Genomic DNA, 14805 nt, shown 5'->3' with positions numbered 1-14805 from the left:
CTGAGGAGAGACGAAGCGTGACAAAGAGTTTCACGGCCGACGAGATCCGCGAGGGCCTGGAGAAGATCAAGGCCGACGGCGAGTCCGCGCCGCGCACGGGGCGCGATCCGATCAATCAGCCCATGATCAACAACTGGGTCGAGGCCCTGGGCGACGCCAACCCGATCTACGTGGACGAGGCCGCCGCGCAGGCGGCCGGGCATCCCGGCATCGTGGCCCCGCCCGCCATGGCGCAGGTGTGGACCATGTTGGGGCTGGGCGGTATTCGCGCCGACGACGACCCCATGACCCGCACCAACGAGCTGTTCGACGCGGCCGGGTTCACCTCCGTGGTGGCCACCAATTGCGAGCAGGTCTACCACCGCTACCTGCAACTGGGTGAGCAGGTGACGGTGCGCACCAGCATCGGTGACATCGTGGGGCCCAAGAAGACCGGGCTCGGCGATGGCTGGTTCACCACCTACCTCACCAATTGGTACGTGGGCGAGGAACTGGTCACCGAGATGAAGTTCCGGATGCTGAAGTTCGCGCCAGGCACCGGAAAGACGGCCGCTCCCAAGGAATCCGGCGAGGTTTCGGCGGACGATCTGGCCAAGCGCGTGCGCCCGACCGTCTCCAGGGACACCGAGTTCTTCTGGGACGGAGTGAAACTCGGCGAACTGCGGATCCAGCAGCGGCCCGACGGTTCGCTCCAGCATCCGCCGGTGCCCGCGCTGTGGAAGGACCACTCCGAGCAGAGCGACTACGTCGTGGCCTCGGGCCGCGGCACCGTCTTCAGCTTCGTGGTGCATCACGCGCCGCGCGTGCCGGGACGGCAGCTGCCGTACGTGATCGCCCTGGTCGAGCTGGAGGAGGGCGTGCGCATGCTCGGCGAGCTGACCGGTATCGACCCGTCCGAGGTCGAGATCGGCCTGCCGGTCGAGGTCGGCTTCCTGAAGCTCGACGACGACAACACCGTGCCCTACTGGAAGGCCGTGAAATGACGACCGTCGAACTCTCGGCCGTGCAGGTCGGAACCGCCCTGCCGGAGTTGGTGATTCACGCCGACACCACATTCATCGTCTCGACGGCGCTGGCCACCCGGGACTTCCAGGACGTGCACCACGACCGCGACAAGGCGGTCGAGCGCGGGTCCAAGGACATCTTCGTCAATATCCTCACCGACACCGGTCTGGTGCAGCGGTTCGTGACGGATTGGGCGGGCCCGCGGGCCATCGTCAAGTCGCTGTCGCTGCGACTGGGCGTGCCGCTGTACGCGGGTGACACCCTCACCCTGTCCGGCACGGTCTCGGCCGTGGACGGCGCGGACATCACCATCGACGTGGTCGGCAAGGACTCGCTCGGCGACCACATCACGGCGAAAGCCGTTATCTCCCTACAGGAGGCGCAGTGACCGGCCTACGTAGTCGAGATGTGCTGAGCCGCAAGGCCGCCATCGTCGGCATCGGCGCGACCGACTTCTCCAAGGATTCGGGGCGCAGCGAACTGCGACTGGCCGCCGAGGCCGTCACCGCCGCGCTGGCAGACGCGGGCCTCACGCCCGCCGATGTGGACGGTCTGACGACCTTCACCATGGACACCAATACCCAGGCCGCCGTCGCGCGCGCCGCGGGCATCCCGTCCCTGAAGTTCTTCAGCAACATCCCCTTCGGCGGTGGGGCGGCCGCCGCGACCGTGCAGCAGGCCGCCATGGCGGTCGCGACCGGTGTCGCGGATGTCGTTGTGGCGTACCGCGCCTTCAACGAGCGCTCGGGAAATCGATTCGGCCAGTTCGCGACTCACCTCGCCACCGGCAACCCGAGCTCCTCGGGCGTCGACAACGCGTTCTCCTACACCCACGGCCTGGGCACCCCGGCCGCGCAGGTGGCCATGGTGGCGCGTCGCTACATGCACGTATACGGCGCGCGCAGTGAGGATTTCGGCCGTGTCGCGGTCGCCGACCGCAAGCACGCGGCCGTGAACCCGGCGGCCCACTTCTACGGCAAGCCGATCATCCTCGAGGAGCACCAGTCCTCGCGCTGGATCGCCGAGCCCCTGCACCTGCTGGACTGCTGTCAGGAGACCGACGGCGGCGTGGCCATCGTCGTCACCTCCGCCGACCGCGCCAAGGACCTCCCCAACAAGCCCGCGCTGATCGCCGGTGCCGCACAGGGTTCCGGCGCGGACCAGTACGTCATGACCAGCTACTACCGCGACGCCATGACCGGCCTCCCGGAAATGGGCCTGGTCGGCTATCAACTGTGGGCGCAGTCGGGCCTGCGTCCGGCGGACATGCAGGCGGGCATCCTCTACGACCACTTCACCCCCTTCGTCCTCATGCAGCTCGAAGAACTCGGCTTCTGCCCCCGCGGCGAGGCCAAGGACTTCATCGCCGACGGCGCGATCGAAATCGGCGGCCGCCTCCCCCTCAACACCCACGGCGGCCAACTGGGCGAGGCCTACATCCACGGCATGAACGGCATAGCCGAGGGCGTCCGCCAAATCCGCGGCACCTCGGTCAATCAGGTCCAGGGCCTGGAAAACATCGTGGTCACCGCCGGCACCGGCGTCCCGACCTCGGGCCTGGTCCTCACCACCAACTGAGCCATCCGCGCGTCAACGCGAGGGGGATTGCCGAAGCGTGGCTTCGGTGATCCCTCTCGTGCTTCGGCCCTCAGTCGATGCTGCCCTTCGGTACGACCCACACGTGCGGTTGCCGGGTTACGGCTGCGATGTGCTCGAAGTCGGCGTCGTAATGCACGATTGCCGCACCGTGAAATTCGGCGATCGCGGCGGTCATCAGATCGACGATGCCGGCCGCACGATGTCGACCGTGGCGAGCCATGAGCATCTGAACCTCGCGGGCACGCTCCGCGATGCTCTCGTTGATCGGCAAATTCGCATACAGTGCCCGGCGGCGCTGGGCGATGTTCTGCACATCCGCCAGATTCCGGCCCGAATACCCCGCCTCGAGGTCCACCGTCACGCAGGTGGCCGCGGTTCGGTCGGAGATCATCCGGACGATGACATTCCGAACTGCTTCGTTGCCGATTCGGGCGGCGGCAGAGGTGTCTATGAGGTGCAGGCGCAGGGGAATCTGCTCACTCATCGACGAGCCTGGCCCATGACCTCCGGATCGCCGATGTCCGGTCCCACCCCGATCCCGTAGGGATCGTTCAGCACCTGCTCGATGCGCTGACGCCGCTGTGCTACGAACTCCAGCGCGGCGTTCACCGTGTCTTTCTTCGTGGTCGTCCCAAGCTCCTTGGCCGCCAGCGCCAGCATTTCGTCGTTCAGGTCGATCATCGTCTTCATATGTCTCACGATATGTCTCCAGCATTAGTGTCGGCAATACTCTTGGTTCGCTGCCGACGCTGTCCCGGATGGCTGGATGTCGTGTCGGCTGAAAGCACCTCCGAGGCCAAGCGCTCGAGCTGATCGTCGAGGCGTTCGGCCAGGGCGGCGCTCGCGGTGAGGTGTTCGGGCGGGGTCAGGCCGCCGAAGACGATGCCGATCTTGTTGAAGGGGAGCATGTTCCGAGATAGCCGGTCATAATGTCCGCTTATTCTGGATCGGTTGCGGTTGAGCAAGTTTCAGCGGCGATCACGTCGCCCGGCGTAGCCTGGGGCGGGATTCACCTGTGGGGAAGGGGTCACGATGACCTTGCGGGAACGGTTGAACGAACTGCCGGCGATGGGGGGCACGCTGGTCTACAGCGAGCCACACGAGACTTCGGATGGCACAACGGTCATCACCGTCGCGGCCGTCAACCCCTGGCGGGGGGCGCGGCCGATCGGGGTATTGGTCATTCGTGAGGGCGACGTCAAGTGGGAAGCGGCCTTGGACGCCACCCGCATCGCCACGATTGGGGTGCTCACCGGCCTGGTGGCGGCGACGCTGGCCACGCTGGCGGTGTTCAAGCAGCCGCCCTGGCCCAGCCTGCGCTTCTGGGATGTCCACTACCGGACTAATTGACGGCCCGCAACTGGACGACCAGCACGGTCGCCAGCTGCCGCACGCTCTTCGCGGTGGCCGGTGCGAGTCCGGCACGGGCACCGGCGAAGCGATCGAACACCAGACCCTCGATGACCGCGATGAAATCCGCGGCGGCCGTGGCCGGGTCGGTCGCGCCGAGGGTCTCGAACAGGGTGGTGGCGTGCCGATGCGAGAACAGGCAGCCCGCGAGCTTCGCGTGCAGTTCGGCATCGCCGAGCAGTTCGACAATGAGCGCCTGCCGCGCGATCAGGTGGTTGCGGCGTTGCGCCAGTAGGCGATCCAGCCAGCTCGCGATCCTGTGCGCGAGCAGCTCCGGATCGATCTCGTCCATTCCGGGCTCGCGCGCGGCGAACTCGGTCCGGGAACGGGTCGCGATGCGATCCACGATGCCCTCGATCAGCGCGCGCCTGAATGCCGGAATCAATGAGTACGGAAACATCGGCGCCTCCGCGGACGCGCTGCTGGGCGACGCCGAGCTGATCTGCTTCGACGAATTCCACGTGCACGACTCCGGTGACGCGCTTCGTGAATCTGGTCGACGTGCTCTACGACGCCGACCTCGAGCTGTCGATCTTCGCCGATGTGCCACTGTCCGAATTGGGCGGCGATATCGAGCGCGTGCCCGATCTCTACCGCACCCTGAGCCGCCTCGGTGAACTGCGAGAACCGGTAAACCTCGAGTCTGTATAGCCGTCCGGCGAAGCCCCGGTGAACTGGCCGACTTGATCGACGTACACGGTTCACGTGCCGTCAACGCGCAGGGGGTCTTGCGTTGCGGGCCGGTTCCTACCGTGGCGTCAGGAGCTGCACCGAACCGGAGGGGACCGATGCGAATCCGCGAGCAGGCAAGGGATTCCGCGCCGCGGAACCCGAGCATACCGAGTAGCCCTCACCTCAGAAACAGCGCCCGGCTGCGGGTACTGGTCGTCGCCGAGTCCTTTCTTCCCCAGGTCAACGGCGTCACCAACTCCGTACGCCGGGTGCTGGACCACCTGGCCGCCAAGGGTCACGAGGCCACGCTGGTCGCGCCGACCGGGCCCGATAAATACGCGGGCTTCCGCGTGCACGTGGTGCGCGGTGCGCGCCTGCCGTTCTACCGGGACTTCCGGATCGGCCTCGAGACCCGCCGCCGGCTGCGCAAGATCATGCGCGAATTCCGGCCCGATGTCGTGCACATCGCCTCCCCGGCGACGCTGGGCTATCAGGCGGCCAAGGTGGCGGGCGAACTCGGGGTGCCGACCATCGCCATCTATCAGACCGATCTGGTGGGTTTCGCGCTGCGCTACGACCTGCCGGGCGGCGTGCGCGCCATGACCGCGCTGACCCGCCGCATCCACCTGCGCGTGGACCGCACCCTCGCACCCTCCACCGCCAGCCTGCGCCAGCTGGAGCTGATGGGGATTCCGGGGCTGGGCCGCTGGCCACGCGGCGTCGACCTGCAGCAGTTCGGCCCCTTCCGGCGGTCGGCGGAACTGCGGAAGCGCTTGGCCCCCAACGGCGAGACACTGATCGGCTATATCGGCCGGCTCGCGCCGGAGAAGGAGCTCGAGCTGCTCGCGCACCTGCGGCCGCTGCCGGGCGTGAAGCTGATCATCGTGGGCGGCGGGCCCGAGGAGAAGCGGCTGCGAAAGCTGTTGCCGGAGGCGGAGTTCCTGGGCGTGCTGCACGGTGACGAGCTGGCCGCGGCCTACGCCTCACTGGACGTCTTCGTGCACACCGGCCGCCACGAAACCTATTGCCAGGCCGCGCAGGAGGCGCTCGCCTCCGGGGTGCCCGTGGTCGCGCCCAGGTCGGGCGGGCCGATCGACGTGATCACGCCGGGTGCCGGGTTCCTGTACCCGCCCGGCGACGCCGAGGCCATGACCGCGCTGGTGCGCCGCTTGATCGAGGATCCGGCGCTGCGCGAGCAGACCGCCGCCACCGCCGTGCGCAGCGTGCGCGACCGGTCCTGGGCTGCGGTCCACGACCTGCTCGTCCGTCACTACCGCGAGGTTATCGCGGAACGCCTGCCATCGGATTCATCGCCGGGCGAGGTCCCGGCCACCAAGGAGGCATCCTGATGCTCCGCATCTCCGTCATCGGCACCGGATACCTGGGTGCCACCCATGCCGCGGGCATGGCCGAACTCGGCTTCGAAGTGCTCGGGGTGGACAACAATCCGGCCAAGGCGGCGGCGCTGTCCGCCGGGCAGGTGCCCTTCCACGAGCCCGGACTGCCGGAGCTGCTGGCCGGGCACGTCGCGGGCGGGCGGCTGCGCTTCGGCACCTCGCTGATCGAGGCCGCCGAGTTCGCCGATGTGCATTTCCTCTGTGTAGGAACGCCTCCGGGGGTGAACGGGGCGGCCGATCTGTCGCAGCTGTACTCCGCGCTGGACGGCCTGGTCCCGCATCTGACCCGCAACTGCCTGATCGTCGGCAAGTCCACGGTGCCGGTGGGCACCGCGGAGGCGCTCACCGCGCGCATCGCCGAGCTGGCGCCGGAAGGGATTTCGGTCGATCTGGCCTGGAACCCGGAGGTCCTGCGCGAGGGCCACGCGGTATTCGACACGCTGAACCCGAATCGCCTGGTCTTCGGCGTGACCACGCCGGACGCGGAATGGGCGCTGCGCCAGGTGTACGCCACGCCGATCGCGGCGGGCGCACCGGTGGTGATCACCAATATGCCGACCGCCGAGCTGATCAAGGTGTCGGCGAATGCCTTTCTGGCGACCAAGATCTCGTTCATCAACGCCATGGCCGAACTGTGCGACCGCACCGGCGCGGATGTCACGCTGCTGGCCGACGCGCTGGGCCACGACGACCGGATCGGCCGCAAGTTCCTCGGCGCGGGCCTGGGTTACGGCGGCGGCTGCCTGCCGAAGGACGTGCGCGCCTTGATCGCTCGCGCCACCGAGCTCGGGGCCGGGGAGACGGTGGAGTGCCTGCGCGACATCGACGCCGTCAACCTGCGTCGGCGCGAACGCGTGGTCGCGGAGACCCTGGAACTGCTCGGCGGCGGACGGCGGCCCTCGGGCCGGGTCGGGGTGCTGGGCGCGGCCTTCAAGCCGCTCTCCGACGACGTGCGGGATTCACCGGCGCTGGATGTGGCCGCCCGGCTGCACGCGGCCGGGGTGGACGTGACCGTATTCGACCCCGCCGCAACGGTTCCGGCGCGCGCGGTGGCGCCCCAGCTGGTTTTCGCCGCCACCGCGACCGCCGCGCTGCACGAGGTCGATGTGGTGCTGCACCTGACCGAGTGGCGCGAATTCCGGGAGCTGGACCCGGTTTTTCTGCGGAAGGTGGCCCGCGGACGGGTCATCATCGATGCGCGCAACACGCTGGATCCGGAGCCGTGGCTGGCCGCGGGCTGGGACTTCCGGGCCTTGGGACGGCTCGTGGAGCGCACGGAAACGCGCACCGCGCCCGCGCGGATCGCGACGGTGACCCCGGTCATCACCCCGTACGCCGCGCCGTCCGCGCGGCTGGAGACGCCGTCCCCGTTGACCCGACTGCGTGCCCGGGTGCGCCGGACGGCCTGACCCCCTTGGAGACGGTCTGACGCCCTCCGAGTCAGCCTGAATTCGTTCGACCGGATGCTCGGGTCGGGGTGCCACCCCGGCCCGAGTTTCTTTTACGACAGTGCAGGTTGCGGATTCATGTGGTTCGTGTATGTGATTCCAGGTTCACGATTTTGGTCCTGACGAACCGCTTGGCATGTAACTATGTGCCTGTTTTCTGCTGGACTCTGGTTAGGCGTACCTCCGCATTCGCTCCGGCCATGCGCTGGTCAAAGGACGGCTACGCCGACTGCGCCCGTTAGGAGTGTTCGTGACTGGGGTGGGGACGGTGGCAGCGCGCGCGATCGGCTTGATCGCGCTCGTGATGCTGGCTGTCGTCGCACTGCGCGGCTACATTCCGGGAACCGGAGGCCCCGCCACCCCGCATCCCTCGTCCGCCGTTTCGCTGGCCCTGATGCCCGTGCTGCTGCTGGTATCGATGGTGATCCTGGTGGCCGGGGTGGTGAACAGCCAGCATCGGCTGCCGTTGGCCATGCCCGAACCCGACCGCGAGAACGCCTCGAGCAGGCTGGGATTGCGGCGCATCGGGCTGCTGGTGCTGATCGGCATCGCGGGCATCGCACTGATCGTCACCGCGGTGATCTCGGTGTATCTGGTGACGCCGGAGCGGCAGAGCGAGGTCGGGCAGCAGCCGGCCGCCGGGCCCACGGGCAGCACACTGACCCCGGAAACCGTTGCCACGGCTCCGGATACGGTGTCCGCACCGCCACTGACCGGCACCGCGCTGCTGCTGGTCGGCATCGGCGCGGGTGTCCTGGTCTTCGTGGCCATGACCGGATTGATCGTGGTGGCGGTGGGTTCGGGCCGTGCGCCCTCGCTGGCGCGCACCCCGCTGCCCAAGGCCGTGCCCGGCGAGGCGGTGTCGCTGGCCAAGGTGGCGGAGATGGGTCTGGCGGCCATGATCGCGCCGGGTCAGGATCCGCGCACGGCCATCATCGCCTGCTATGTCGCCATGGAACGCGGCCTGGCGACGGCCCGCGAGGTCGCGCCGCTGGCCTCGGACACCCCCTCCGAGGTGCTGGCGCGCGCCTTCGATCGGGGCTTTCTGCACGACGCCTCGGCGCGGGAACTGGTGGCGCTGTTCGAGGAGGCCCGGTTCAGTCCGCACTCCATGCTGGAGTGGCAGCGGATGCGGGCCGAGCAGCTGCTGCGTATCGTTTTGGCTGATCTGCAAGGGCAGGCCGCATGAACCGGATCGCGATCGTGGTGGGCGCGCTGGCGCTGGTCGGGCTGTTCGAGGCGCTGGCCTTCGGCAATCAACGCGAGACGCTGCTGGCGGTCACCGGGATTCCGGTGGCCGGGGCGCTGGGACTGCTGGTGTGGTCGCTGCTGGAACGGTCCCGGCGACTGGCGCCCCCCGAACCCGACGACAACGACATCGACAACGGCCCCGTCGACATGCTGCGCCGCTGGCAGGCACGGGCCCAGATGCTCGCCGACCGATCCGAGGGCTCGCGCGCCGACTGGGATCGGCACCTGCGCCCCTTGCTGGCCAAGGAATTCGAGCTGACCAGCGGGCACCGGATGGCCAAGAACCGGCGCGCACTGGAGGTGGCGGGACAACTGCAATTCGGCCCCGACCTGTGGCGCTGGGTGGATCCGGCCAATTCGGCGCTGCGCGACCAGGCCAACAGCGCACCCGGGCGCGCCGCGCTCGACGAGATCCTGCGCTGCTTGCAGAACATGTGAGCCCGCTACCGAACATGTGAGATGAGATGCGAGACATGCGATGACATCACCGATGGACGTGACCATCAAGCGCACCGATGCGGTGCTGCGTGAAGTGGCCCGGGTCGTGGTCGGCAAGCGGGACGAACTGCAGCTGATCATGATCGCGGTGCTTTCCGGCGGCCACATCCTCATCGAGGACCTGCCCGGACTGGGCAAGACGCTCATCGCGCGCTCCTTCGCGTCGGCGCTGGGGCTGAACTTCACCCGCGTGCAGTTCACCCCGGACCTGCTGCCCGCCGACCTGATCGGCTCCACCATCTACGACATGCATTCGGGCCGTTTCAGTTTCCGGCGCGGCCCGGTGTTCACCAATATGCTGCTGGCCGACGAGGTGAACCGCACCCCGCCCAAGACCCAGGCCGCCCTGCTGGAGGCCATGGCCGAGGGGCAGGTCTCCATCGATGGTGAAACCTTCCCGCTGCCACAGCCTTTCATCGTCTTCGCCACCGACAACCCGATCGAGTACGAGGGCACCTACCCGCTGCCCGAGGCCCAGCTCGACCGCTTCGCCATGCAGCTGCGGCTGGGGTACCTGTCGGAGTCCGACGAGATGAACATGATCCGCCGCCGCCTCGAACGCGGCTCGCAACCGGCCCAGATCGCCCAGGTCGTGGACGCCGACGGCCTAATGGAAATGCGGCAGTCCGTCGAATACGTGACCGTCCACCCCGACGTGGTCGGCTACGTCGTCTCCCTGGCCGCCGCCACCCGCAGCCATCCCCAGGTGGAGGTCGGCGCCAGCCCCCGCGCCGAACTCGACCTGGTCCAGATGGCCCGCGCCCGAGCCCTGTTGAACGGCCGCGACTACGTGGTCCCCGAGGACGTCAAGGCCCTCGCCATCCCGGCCATCGCCCATCGCATCACCCTGCGCCCCGAAATGTGGGTCCGCCGCATCCGCGGCGAGGACGTCATCTCCGAACTGCTGCGCCGCCTCCCGGTCCCCCGCGCCAGCACGCCCGCGTGAGCCGCACATGAGTCACAGCTCCACCTGCGCGGCAGACCCTCCTCGTCATTCCGGCATGCTTTCGGCCGGAATCCACTGTGCCAAGGGAGATCCCGGCCACCGCGCCGGGATGACGGGCGGGGCAGTCGCTGAGCACGCCCTGATGACGGGCGGGCCGACGTGAAGCATCGCGATACGACTACGGCGGTTGAGGCCGAGTTGCGCTGGCGGCCCGCGCCATTGGTGTTCATGCTCGCCGCGGTGTCCGCACCCGCGCTGGTGCTGGCGGTGGTGCTGGGGAAGTGGCAGCTGGTGGTTTTCGCCGCGCCCATGCTCGGGGTGCTGGCCACCGCGCCGCTACAGCAGTCGCGGACCCGCATCCAGGTCGACGGGGCCGGGGTGCTGCGGTGTTTCGAGACCGAAGAAGTGGTGCTGACCGCGGCCGCGTTCGTCGAGAGCGGGCACGCGCTGTTGCGGCTGCATCCGGAACCGTTGCACGACATGGAGGTTCATGTCGAGGAGACGGTGGACTCCGGGGCCGCGCCCGCGGGGCTGCGGCTGGCGCTGTCGGCGCCGCGCTGGGGGCGCTATCCGGTGCCGATGCGGGTGAGTGCGCTGAGTCCGGCCGGGCTGGCGGTGGCGTCGGTGCGGCTGCCCGCGGGTGAGGTGTACGTCTATCCCATCACCGACCCGCAGCGAATGCGGTTGCCGCGCACCGAGCTTCCCGAACGCATCGGCACCCACCTGACCCGGCGGCACGGGCCCGGCGTGGAGTACGCCGATATCCGCGCCTACACGCCCGGGGATCAGCTGCGCACGGTGAACTGGCCGGTGAGCGCGCGGCGCGGGCAGCTGTTCGTGACCGAGCGGTTCACCAACCGGGCCGCGGATGTCGTTGTGCTGCTGGATACTTCGCTACAGGCCCCGGGTCCCGCGTCGGACTCGCTGGAGCTGTCCGTGCGCGGCGCGGCCCAGGTCGCCCAGTCGGCGCTCCAGGCCGGGGACCGCACCGCCGTCGTCTGCCTGGGCCGCAGCCCGCGCTGGCTGCGGCCCGATATCGGCCGCCGCCAGTTCTACCGCATCGTGGACGCCGTCCTGGACGTGGGCGACGAGCACATCCTCACCCAGGGCACCCTCGCGCCGCACGCCGCGGTGCCGATCGGCGCGGTGGTCGTGGCCTTCTCCACGCTGCTAGACACCCAATTCGCCCTGGCCCTCATCGATCTGCGCAAGCGCGGGCACGTCGTGGTCGTGGTCGACGTGCTGCGCGGCACCCCGTTCGGCCCGGACCTGGACCCCACCCTGGCTCGCATGTGGCAGCTGGAGCGCAGTTCCATGTACCGCGATATGGGCACCGTCGGCGTCGATATCGTGTCCTGGCCCGCGGATGCCCGCCTCGACCAGGTCATGCGCCTGCTGCCCGAACACCGCCGCACCGCGAGGGTCCGCCGATGACCAAGTTCCTGGCCGTGCTCTCCGGCCTGCTGCTCGCGGCCGCGGTCGCGATCGTGCTGCCGTGGGCCGTGATTCCGGTGGCGGTCTTCGCCGTGGCCGGTTGGCGATGGCGGGTGAGCGCGGTGCTCGCGGTGCTGTCGGCCATGGCGGCGCTGGCCTGGATCGGGACCGGGGCGTTGGTGGCAGGCGGCATCGGGCTGGTGGCGACCACCTATCTGCTGAATACGGCCACGGTGTCGGCCCCGGTCGGGGTCGTGCCGACCACCGTGCCGTCGGTGGCGGGCGCGCTGGTCTTCACCGCCGCGGCCGGGGCGGCCACCGTGCTGCCCGCCGGCCTGACCTGGATTCCGATCCTCGCGCCCTTCACCGTGATCCTGTTATATGCCTTGCTTGTTCGCGTTCTGGTGGACGACCGTGCAACGCATGGATGAAAAGAACATGGTCAAGACCTCGAAGCGATTGTCGAGGCATCTGCGCCACGCGCCCGGCGAGATCGGCCTCACGCTGGACTCGGCCGGGTGGGTGGAGGTTTCGGGGCTGCTCGCGGCGCTGGGCAGTCACGGACGCACACTCACCCGGTCCGAGCTCGACGAGGTGGTGGCGCGGAACAACAAGCGCCGCTTCGAATTCGATGCGACGGGGACTCGGATTCGCGCGAGTCAGGGACACAGTGTCGACGTTGACTTGGAATATCGGGCGAGCACGCCGCCCGATCTGCTCTACCACGGCACCGTTGCCGCGGCCCTGGCCGGAATCTGGTCCGAAGGCCTGAAGCCCATGCGCCGCCACGACGTCCATCTTTCGGCGGATCTGGATACCGCGCTGAAGGTAGGGGCCCGGCGTGGCAAGCCCGTGGTGCTGACCGTGGATGCCGCGGCCATGAACCGCGACGGGCACGTTTTCCGGGTCAGCGCCAACGGGGTCTGGTTGGCGGCCGCCGTCCCGCCCGGCTACCTGTCGGGGCTCTGAACTGCCCGTTCGGTAGCCGGTGGGACGGCGTGGCCACTATTGCAGGGCGGGTGGCATGCGGGTCGGCTTGATGCGGCCCGCGTCGATGAGCGCCCGGAATGCCGCGGCTTTGCGCGCGCATTCCGCAACCGGGCAGCGGCGGTGCTGCTGCATGGTGCGGTGGGCTTCCTGGACACCCAGCGGGTGGTCCGGGGCGAGGTGCGACCACGACGAGGGGTCGGTGGTCGCCAACGCTAATGCGTTGTGCTCGCTGTTGATTCGATCTCGGATCCGATCTACCGAGAGCCGGTTCGGATCCTGGTGTGGGTGGTGCAGGCTCATGATTGCGATCGCCATGATCACGAGCGTTGCGAGGGTGGCCGTGAACACTTGCCAGGCGGCCATTGGTTCACCTTCTCCATGTCTATCGGTTGTAGTCAGCTAGGTATTCAGTTGGTTAGCTAGATATTCACCGTATGTCTGAAGACGTTACGCCTCCAGTGCCTCCTGGGTCAGAAACAATCGAATTTCGGCCGCTTTCAGCAACTTCCCCGCTCGTTCCGCCCCCTGGCACGCTGAAAGTTTGCGACCATTTCGATGTGACGGACGGTCAGGCTCAGCTGCGCTCCATCACCAGCGCGGCGCTTCTCGTCGAGTTCGCGGTGGCACGCGGGCTCGCGACGCCGGATCTGCTGCGCCACACCGGAATTCGCGAGCGCGATCTGATGGACTCGACCGCCGAGATCACCCTGGCGCAGGAGCTGTCCCTGATGCGCAATGTCGTGGCCGGCGTCGGCGACGAGCCCGGAATGGGGCTTATGGCCGGATTACTCTGTCACCCACCGAGTCTCGGTGTCCTCGGCTTCGCCCGCATGAGCTGTCAGACCGTGCGCGACGCCGTGGATCTGGCGCTGCGCTACGCCGATCTGTCCTTCACCGTGGCCAAGCACCACCTCGTCATCAATGGTGAGGAGGTCTCCATCGTGCGCGACGACACCGGCGTGCCGCCCGAGGTCCGGCGCTTCGCGGTGGAGCGGGATGTGGCCGCCATCTGGACCATTCAGCAGGACGTCATGCCCATGCGCCCGCCCATCACCCGCGTCGCCGTCGCTTTCTCGCCGCATCCGGTCTACGAGATGTTCGGCGCCATGCTCGGCGTCGAGGAGGTCGTCTTCAATTCGCCCCGCTCGGTCGTCACCGGACCCTCCAGCATCCAGCATCTGCAACTGCCCCAGGCGAATTCGGCCACCGCCCGCTTCTACGAGCAGCAGTGCGCCGAACTCATGCAGCGCCGCAAGCGCCGCCTGGGCATCAGCGGCCGGGTCCGCCAGCTCCTCATCTCGAGGGGCGGCATAGCCGACCAATCGCGCATAGCGGCCGAACTGGACGTCAGCGTCCGCACGCTGCGCCGCCGCCTCGCCGACGAGGGCACCACCTTCCGGGAACTCTCCACGGAGACAGTGGGTCTGCTCGCGGAGGAACTCCTGGTGGCCGGAATGACGGTGGAACAGGCCGCGATTCGCCTGGGTTACGCCAGCGTCTCCGCCTTCACCTCGGCTTTCCGCAGCTGGAAGGGCCAATCCCCGGGTCAGTTCGCCCGCGAGAACCGGGGGCGCGTCTCGGTCCGGGTGTGAGATCAGTTCGCGAGCGCGGCGGCGAGCTCGGCATTGGTCGGCTCGATCAGCACGGTCCCGTCCGGCGTCACGATCACCGGAATGTTCTTCCGCCCGCCCGCGATCTCGACGGCCCGCTCCCGCGCGGCTTCATCCTGTTCCACATCGATCTCGGCGAACGCCACCCCGTTCTCCCGGAACCACGCCTTCGCCCGCCGGCAGTCCCCGCACCAATCGGCCCCGTACATAACCACCTGGTCCATGCGCCCGACTCTGCCATATCCCGTCCGACCGACCGGTCCCACATCCCACAGCCCCGGGTCACAGCTACCTCAGAGTTCGATTACATCCGATCCCTACGCTTGCCGTTCATGGCCTTCCTCCACCGCATCACCATCGACCCCCGCATCTGCCGAGGCGAACCCATCATCGCGGGCACCCACTACCCCGTAGCCCTCATAGTCGCCCTCCGCCGCAGCGGCATCACCCCCACCGAACTCCTCACCGACTGCCCCACCCTCACCCGCGAAGACCTCATAGCCGCCACGTGCTACTCCGCCTCCCCCCTTCGCGCCGCATGCTGA

At 68.4% G+C, this 14805-nt stretch carries 21 protein-coding genes; 15 read left to right on the top strand and 6 right to left on the bottom strand.

Annotated features, from left to right (window positions below; translation table 11 throughout):
• Positions 1 to 17 precede the first annotated feature (17 nt).
• From NS2_RS03860 to NS2_RS03850, 3 genes are read left to right on the top strand one after another with little or no spacing between them, the layout of a single operon-like run.
• Positions 18 to 983, top strand: a complete 966-nt coding sequence (locus NS2_RS03860) for a bifunctional MaoC family dehydratase N-terminal/OB-fold nucleic acid binding domain-containing protein (protein ID WP_033085591.1) — start codon at positions 18 to 20, stop codon at positions 981 to 983.
• Complete coding sequence (locus tag NS2_RS03855) at positions 980 to 1393, top strand: MaoC family dehydratase (RefSeq protein ID WP_071343519.1); 414 nt, start codon at positions 980 to 982, stop codon at positions 1391 to 1393. The genes NS2_RS03860 and NS2_RS03855 overlap by 4 nt, the downstream gene beginning before the upstream one ends.
• Positions 1390 to 2583 (top strand): lipid-transfer protein, encoded by a 1194-nt coding sequence (locus NS2_RS03850; protein ID WP_228102542.1) that lies wholly within the window; start codon positions 1390 to 1392, stop codon positions 2581 to 2583. Before NS2_RS03855 ends, NS2_RS03850 begins: the two co-directional genes overlap by 4 nt.
• Before the next feature lie 70 nt (positions 2584 to 2653).
• On the opposite strand, the gene NS2_RS03845 is transcribed toward NS2_RS03850, so the two are convergent.
• From NS2_RS03845 to NS2_RS03835, 3 genes are read right to left on the bottom strand one after another with little or no spacing between them, the layout of a single operon-like run.
• A complete protein-coding gene (locus NS2_RS03845) occupies positions 2654 to 3088 on the bottom strand; it encodes a PIN domain-containing protein (protein WP_033085594.1) in 435 nt (144 codons plus the stop codon).
• Complete coding sequence (locus NS2_RS03840) at positions 3085 to 3294, bottom strand: type II toxin-antitoxin system VapB family antitoxin (protein ID WP_033085595.1); 210 nt, start codon at positions 3292 to 3294, stop codon at positions 3085 to 3087. The genes NS2_RS03845 and NS2_RS03840 overlap by 4 nt, the downstream gene beginning before the upstream one ends.
• A 5-nt stretch (positions 3295 to 3299) precedes the next feature.
• Positions 3300 to 3512, bottom strand: a complete 213-nt coding sequence (locus NS2_RS03835; protein WP_033085596.1) for a hypothetical protein — start codon at positions 3510 to 3512, stop codon at positions 3300 to 3302.
• Positions 3513 to 3636: 124 nt separating this feature from the next.
• Between NS2_RS03835 and NS2_RS03830 the strand changes: the two genes are divergently transcribed.
• Positions 3637 to 3954, top strand: coding sequence for a hypothetical protein (locus NS2_RS03830; protein ID WP_033085597.1), 318 nt, complete (start codon positions 3637 to 3639; stop codon positions 3952 to 3954).
• Here NS2_RS03830 and NS2_RS35800 read toward each other — a convergent pair.
• The gene (locus tag NS2_RS35800; protein ID WP_052085972.1) at positions 3947 to 4414 is read right to left on the bottom strand and encodes an ABC-F family ATP-binding cassette domain-containing protein; all 468 of its coding nucleotides are present in this window, start codon (positions 4412 to 4414) and stop codon (positions 3947 to 3949) included. The two genes, NS2_RS03830 and NS2_RS35800, sit on opposite strands and share 8 nt — an antisense overlap.
• 74 nt (positions 4415 to 4488) lie before the next feature.
• Between NS2_RS35800 and zapE the strand changes: the two genes are divergently transcribed.
• The 9 genes from zapE to NS2_RS03780 all read left to right on the top strand — a co-directional run bounded on the left by zapE (position 4489) and on the right by NS2_RS03780 (position 12629).
• Positions 4489 to 4665, top strand: coding sequence for an AFG1/ZapE family ATPase (zapE, locus tag NS2_RS35795; protein WP_081985623.1), 177 nt, complete (start codon positions 4489 to 4491; stop codon positions 4663 to 4665).
• 137 nt (positions 4666 to 4802) lie between these two features.
• Positions 4803 to 6035 (top strand): glycosyltransferase family 4 protein, encoded by a 1233-nt coding sequence (locus NS2_RS03815; protein ID WP_045436143.1) that lies wholly within the window; start codon positions 4803 to 4805, stop codon positions 6033 to 6035.
• Positions 6035 to 7492: a UDP-glucose dehydrogenase family protein gene (locus NS2_RS03810; RefSeq protein WP_063897690.1), complete on the top strand. Its 1458-nt coding sequence runs from the start codon at positions 6035 to 6037 to the stop codon at positions 7490 to 7492. Before NS2_RS03815 ends, NS2_RS03810 begins: the two co-directional genes overlap by 1 nt.
• Before the next feature lie 289 nt (positions 7493 to 7781).
• Positions 7782 to 8720: a DUF4129 domain-containing protein gene (locus NS2_RS03805; protein WP_231992946.1), complete on the top strand. Its 939-nt coding sequence runs from the start codon at positions 7782 to 7784 to the stop codon at positions 8718 to 8720.
• Positions 8717 to 9220, top strand: coding sequence for a hypothetical protein (locus tag NS2_RS03800; RefSeq protein WP_033085598.1), 504 nt, complete (start codon positions 8717 to 8719; stop codon positions 9218 to 9220). The genes NS2_RS03805 and NS2_RS03800 overlap by 4 nt, the downstream gene beginning before the upstream one ends.
• 40 nt (positions 9221 to 9260) lie before the next feature.
• Positions 9261 to 10226 (top strand): AAA family ATPase, encoded by a 966-nt coding sequence (locus tag NS2_RS03795; protein WP_033085599.1) that lies wholly within the window; start codon positions 9261 to 9263, stop codon positions 10224 to 10226.
• Positions 10227 to 10385: 159 nt separating this feature from the next.
• Positions 10386 to 11660 (top strand): DUF58 domain-containing protein, encoded by a 1275-nt coding sequence (locus tag NS2_RS03790; protein WP_033085600.1) that lies wholly within the window; start codon positions 10386 to 10388, stop codon positions 11658 to 11660.
• Positions 11657 to 12091 (top strand): hypothetical protein, encoded by a 435-nt coding sequence (locus tag NS2_RS03785; protein WP_033085601.1) that lies wholly within the window; start codon positions 11657 to 11659, stop codon positions 12089 to 12091. Before NS2_RS03790 ends, NS2_RS03785 begins: the two co-directional genes overlap by 4 nt.
• On the top strand, positions 12084 to 12629 hold the full coding sequence (locus NS2_RS03780; protein ID WP_033085602.1) for an RNA 2'-phosphotransferase: 546 nt from the start codon (positions 12084 to 12086) through the stop codon (positions 12627 to 12629). The genes NS2_RS03785 and NS2_RS03780 overlap by 8 nt, the downstream gene beginning before the upstream one ends.
• A 36-nt stretch (positions 12630 to 12665) precedes the next feature.
• Here NS2_RS03780 and NS2_RS03775 read toward each other — a convergent pair whose 3' ends face one another.
• Positions 12666 to 13013 (bottom strand): hypothetical protein, encoded by a 348-nt coding sequence (locus tag NS2_RS03775; RefSeq protein ID WP_033085603.1) that lies wholly within the window; start codon positions 13011 to 13013, stop codon positions 12666 to 12668.
• Positions 13014 to 13207: 194 nt separating this feature from the next.
• On the opposite strand from NS2_RS03775, the gene NS2_RS03770 reads away from it, so the two are divergent.
• Positions 13208 to 14242: an AraC family transcriptional regulator gene (locus tag NS2_RS03770; protein WP_036545275.1), complete on the top strand. Its 1035-nt coding sequence runs from the start codon at positions 13208 to 13210 to the stop codon at positions 14240 to 14242.
• A gap of 2 nt (positions 14243 to 14244) precedes the next feature.
• Here NS2_RS03770 and NS2_RS03765 read toward each other — a convergent pair whose 3' ends face one another.
• On the bottom strand, positions 14245 to 14469 hold the full coding sequence (locus NS2_RS03765; RefSeq protein WP_230464070.1) for a glutaredoxin family protein: 225 nt from the start codon (positions 14467 to 14469) through the stop codon (positions 14245 to 14247).
• Between the two features lie 123 nt (positions 14470 to 14592).
• Between NS2_RS03765 and NS2_RS03760 the strand changes: the two genes are divergently transcribed.
• Positions 14593 to 14805, top strand: coding sequence for a DUF433 domain-containing protein (locus NS2_RS03760; protein ID WP_033085678.1), 213 nt, complete (start codon positions 14593 to 14595; stop codon positions 14803 to 14805).

Source organism: Nocardia seriolae NBRC 15557, from assembly GCF_007990715.1.
GTDB classification, from domain to species: Bacteria; Actinomycetota; Actinomycetes; order Mycobacteriales; family Mycobacteriaceae; genus Nocardia; species Nocardia seriolae.
The sequence above is the reverse complement of the archived record's forward strand: the minus strand, read 5'-3'. Positions and strand labels throughout refer to the sequence as shown.

Bases quoted from the DNA above. Each gene is read 5' to 3' on its own strand.
- NS2_RS03855 (WP_071343519.1), top strand. From the start codon at position 980: ATGACGACCGTCGAACTCTCGGCCGTGCAGGTCGGAACCGCCCTGCCG.
- NS2_RS03845 (WP_033085594.1), bottom strand. From the start codon at position 3,088: ATGAGTGAGCAGATTCCCCTGCGCCTGCACCTCATAGACACCTCTGCC.
- NS2_RS03840 (WP_033085595.1), bottom strand. From the start codon at position 3,294: ATGAAGACGATGATCGACCTGAACGACGAAATGCTGGCGCTGGCGGCC.
- NS2_RS03835 (WP_033085596.1), bottom strand. From the start codon at position 3,512: ATGCTCCCCTTCAACAAGATCGGCATCGTCTTCGGCGGCCTGACCCCG.
- NS2_RS03830 (WP_033085597.1), top strand. From the start codon at position 3,637: ATGACCTTGCGGGAACGGTTGAACGAACTGCCGGCGATGGGGGGCACG.
- NS2_RS35800 (WP_052085972.1), bottom strand. From the start codon at position 4,414: ATGTTTCCGTACTCATTGATTCCGGCATTCAGGCGCGCGCTGATCGAG.
- NS2_RS03815 (WP_045436143.1), top strand. From the start codon at position 4,803: ATGCGAATCCGCGAGCAGGCAAGGGATTCCGCGCCGCGGAACCCGAGC.
- NS2_RS03810 (WP_063897690.1), top strand. From the start codon at position 6,035: ATGCTCCGCATCTCCGTCATCGGCACCGGATACCTGGGTGCCACCCAT.
- NS2_RS03800 (WP_033085598.1), top strand. From the start codon at position 8,717: ATGAACCGGATCGCGATCGTGGTGGGCGCGCTGGCGCTGGTCGGGCTG.
- NS2_RS03795 (WP_033085599.1), top strand. From the start codon at position 9,261: ATGACATCACCGATGGACGTGACCATCAAGCGCACCGATGCGGTGCTG.
- NS2_RS03785 (WP_033085601.1), top strand. From the start codon at position 11,657: ATGACCAAGTTCCTGGCCGTGCTCTCCGGCCTGCTGCTCGCGGCCGCG.
- NS2_RS03780 (WP_033085602.1), top strand. From the start codon at position 12,084: ATGGATGAAAAGAACATGGTCAAGACCTCGAAGCGATTGTCGAGGCAT.
- NS2_RS03775 (WP_033085603.1), bottom strand. From the start codon at position 13,013: ATGGCCGCCTGGCAAGTGTTCACGGCCACCCTCGCAACGCTCGTGATC.
- NS2_RS03765 (WP_230464070.1), bottom strand. From the start codon at position 14,469: ATGTACGGGGCCGATTGGTGCGGGGACTGCCGGCGGGCGAAGGCGTGG.
- NS2_RS03760 (WP_033085678.1), top strand. From the start codon at position 14,593: ATGGCCTTCCTCCACCGCATCACCATCGACCCCCGCATCTGCCGAGGC.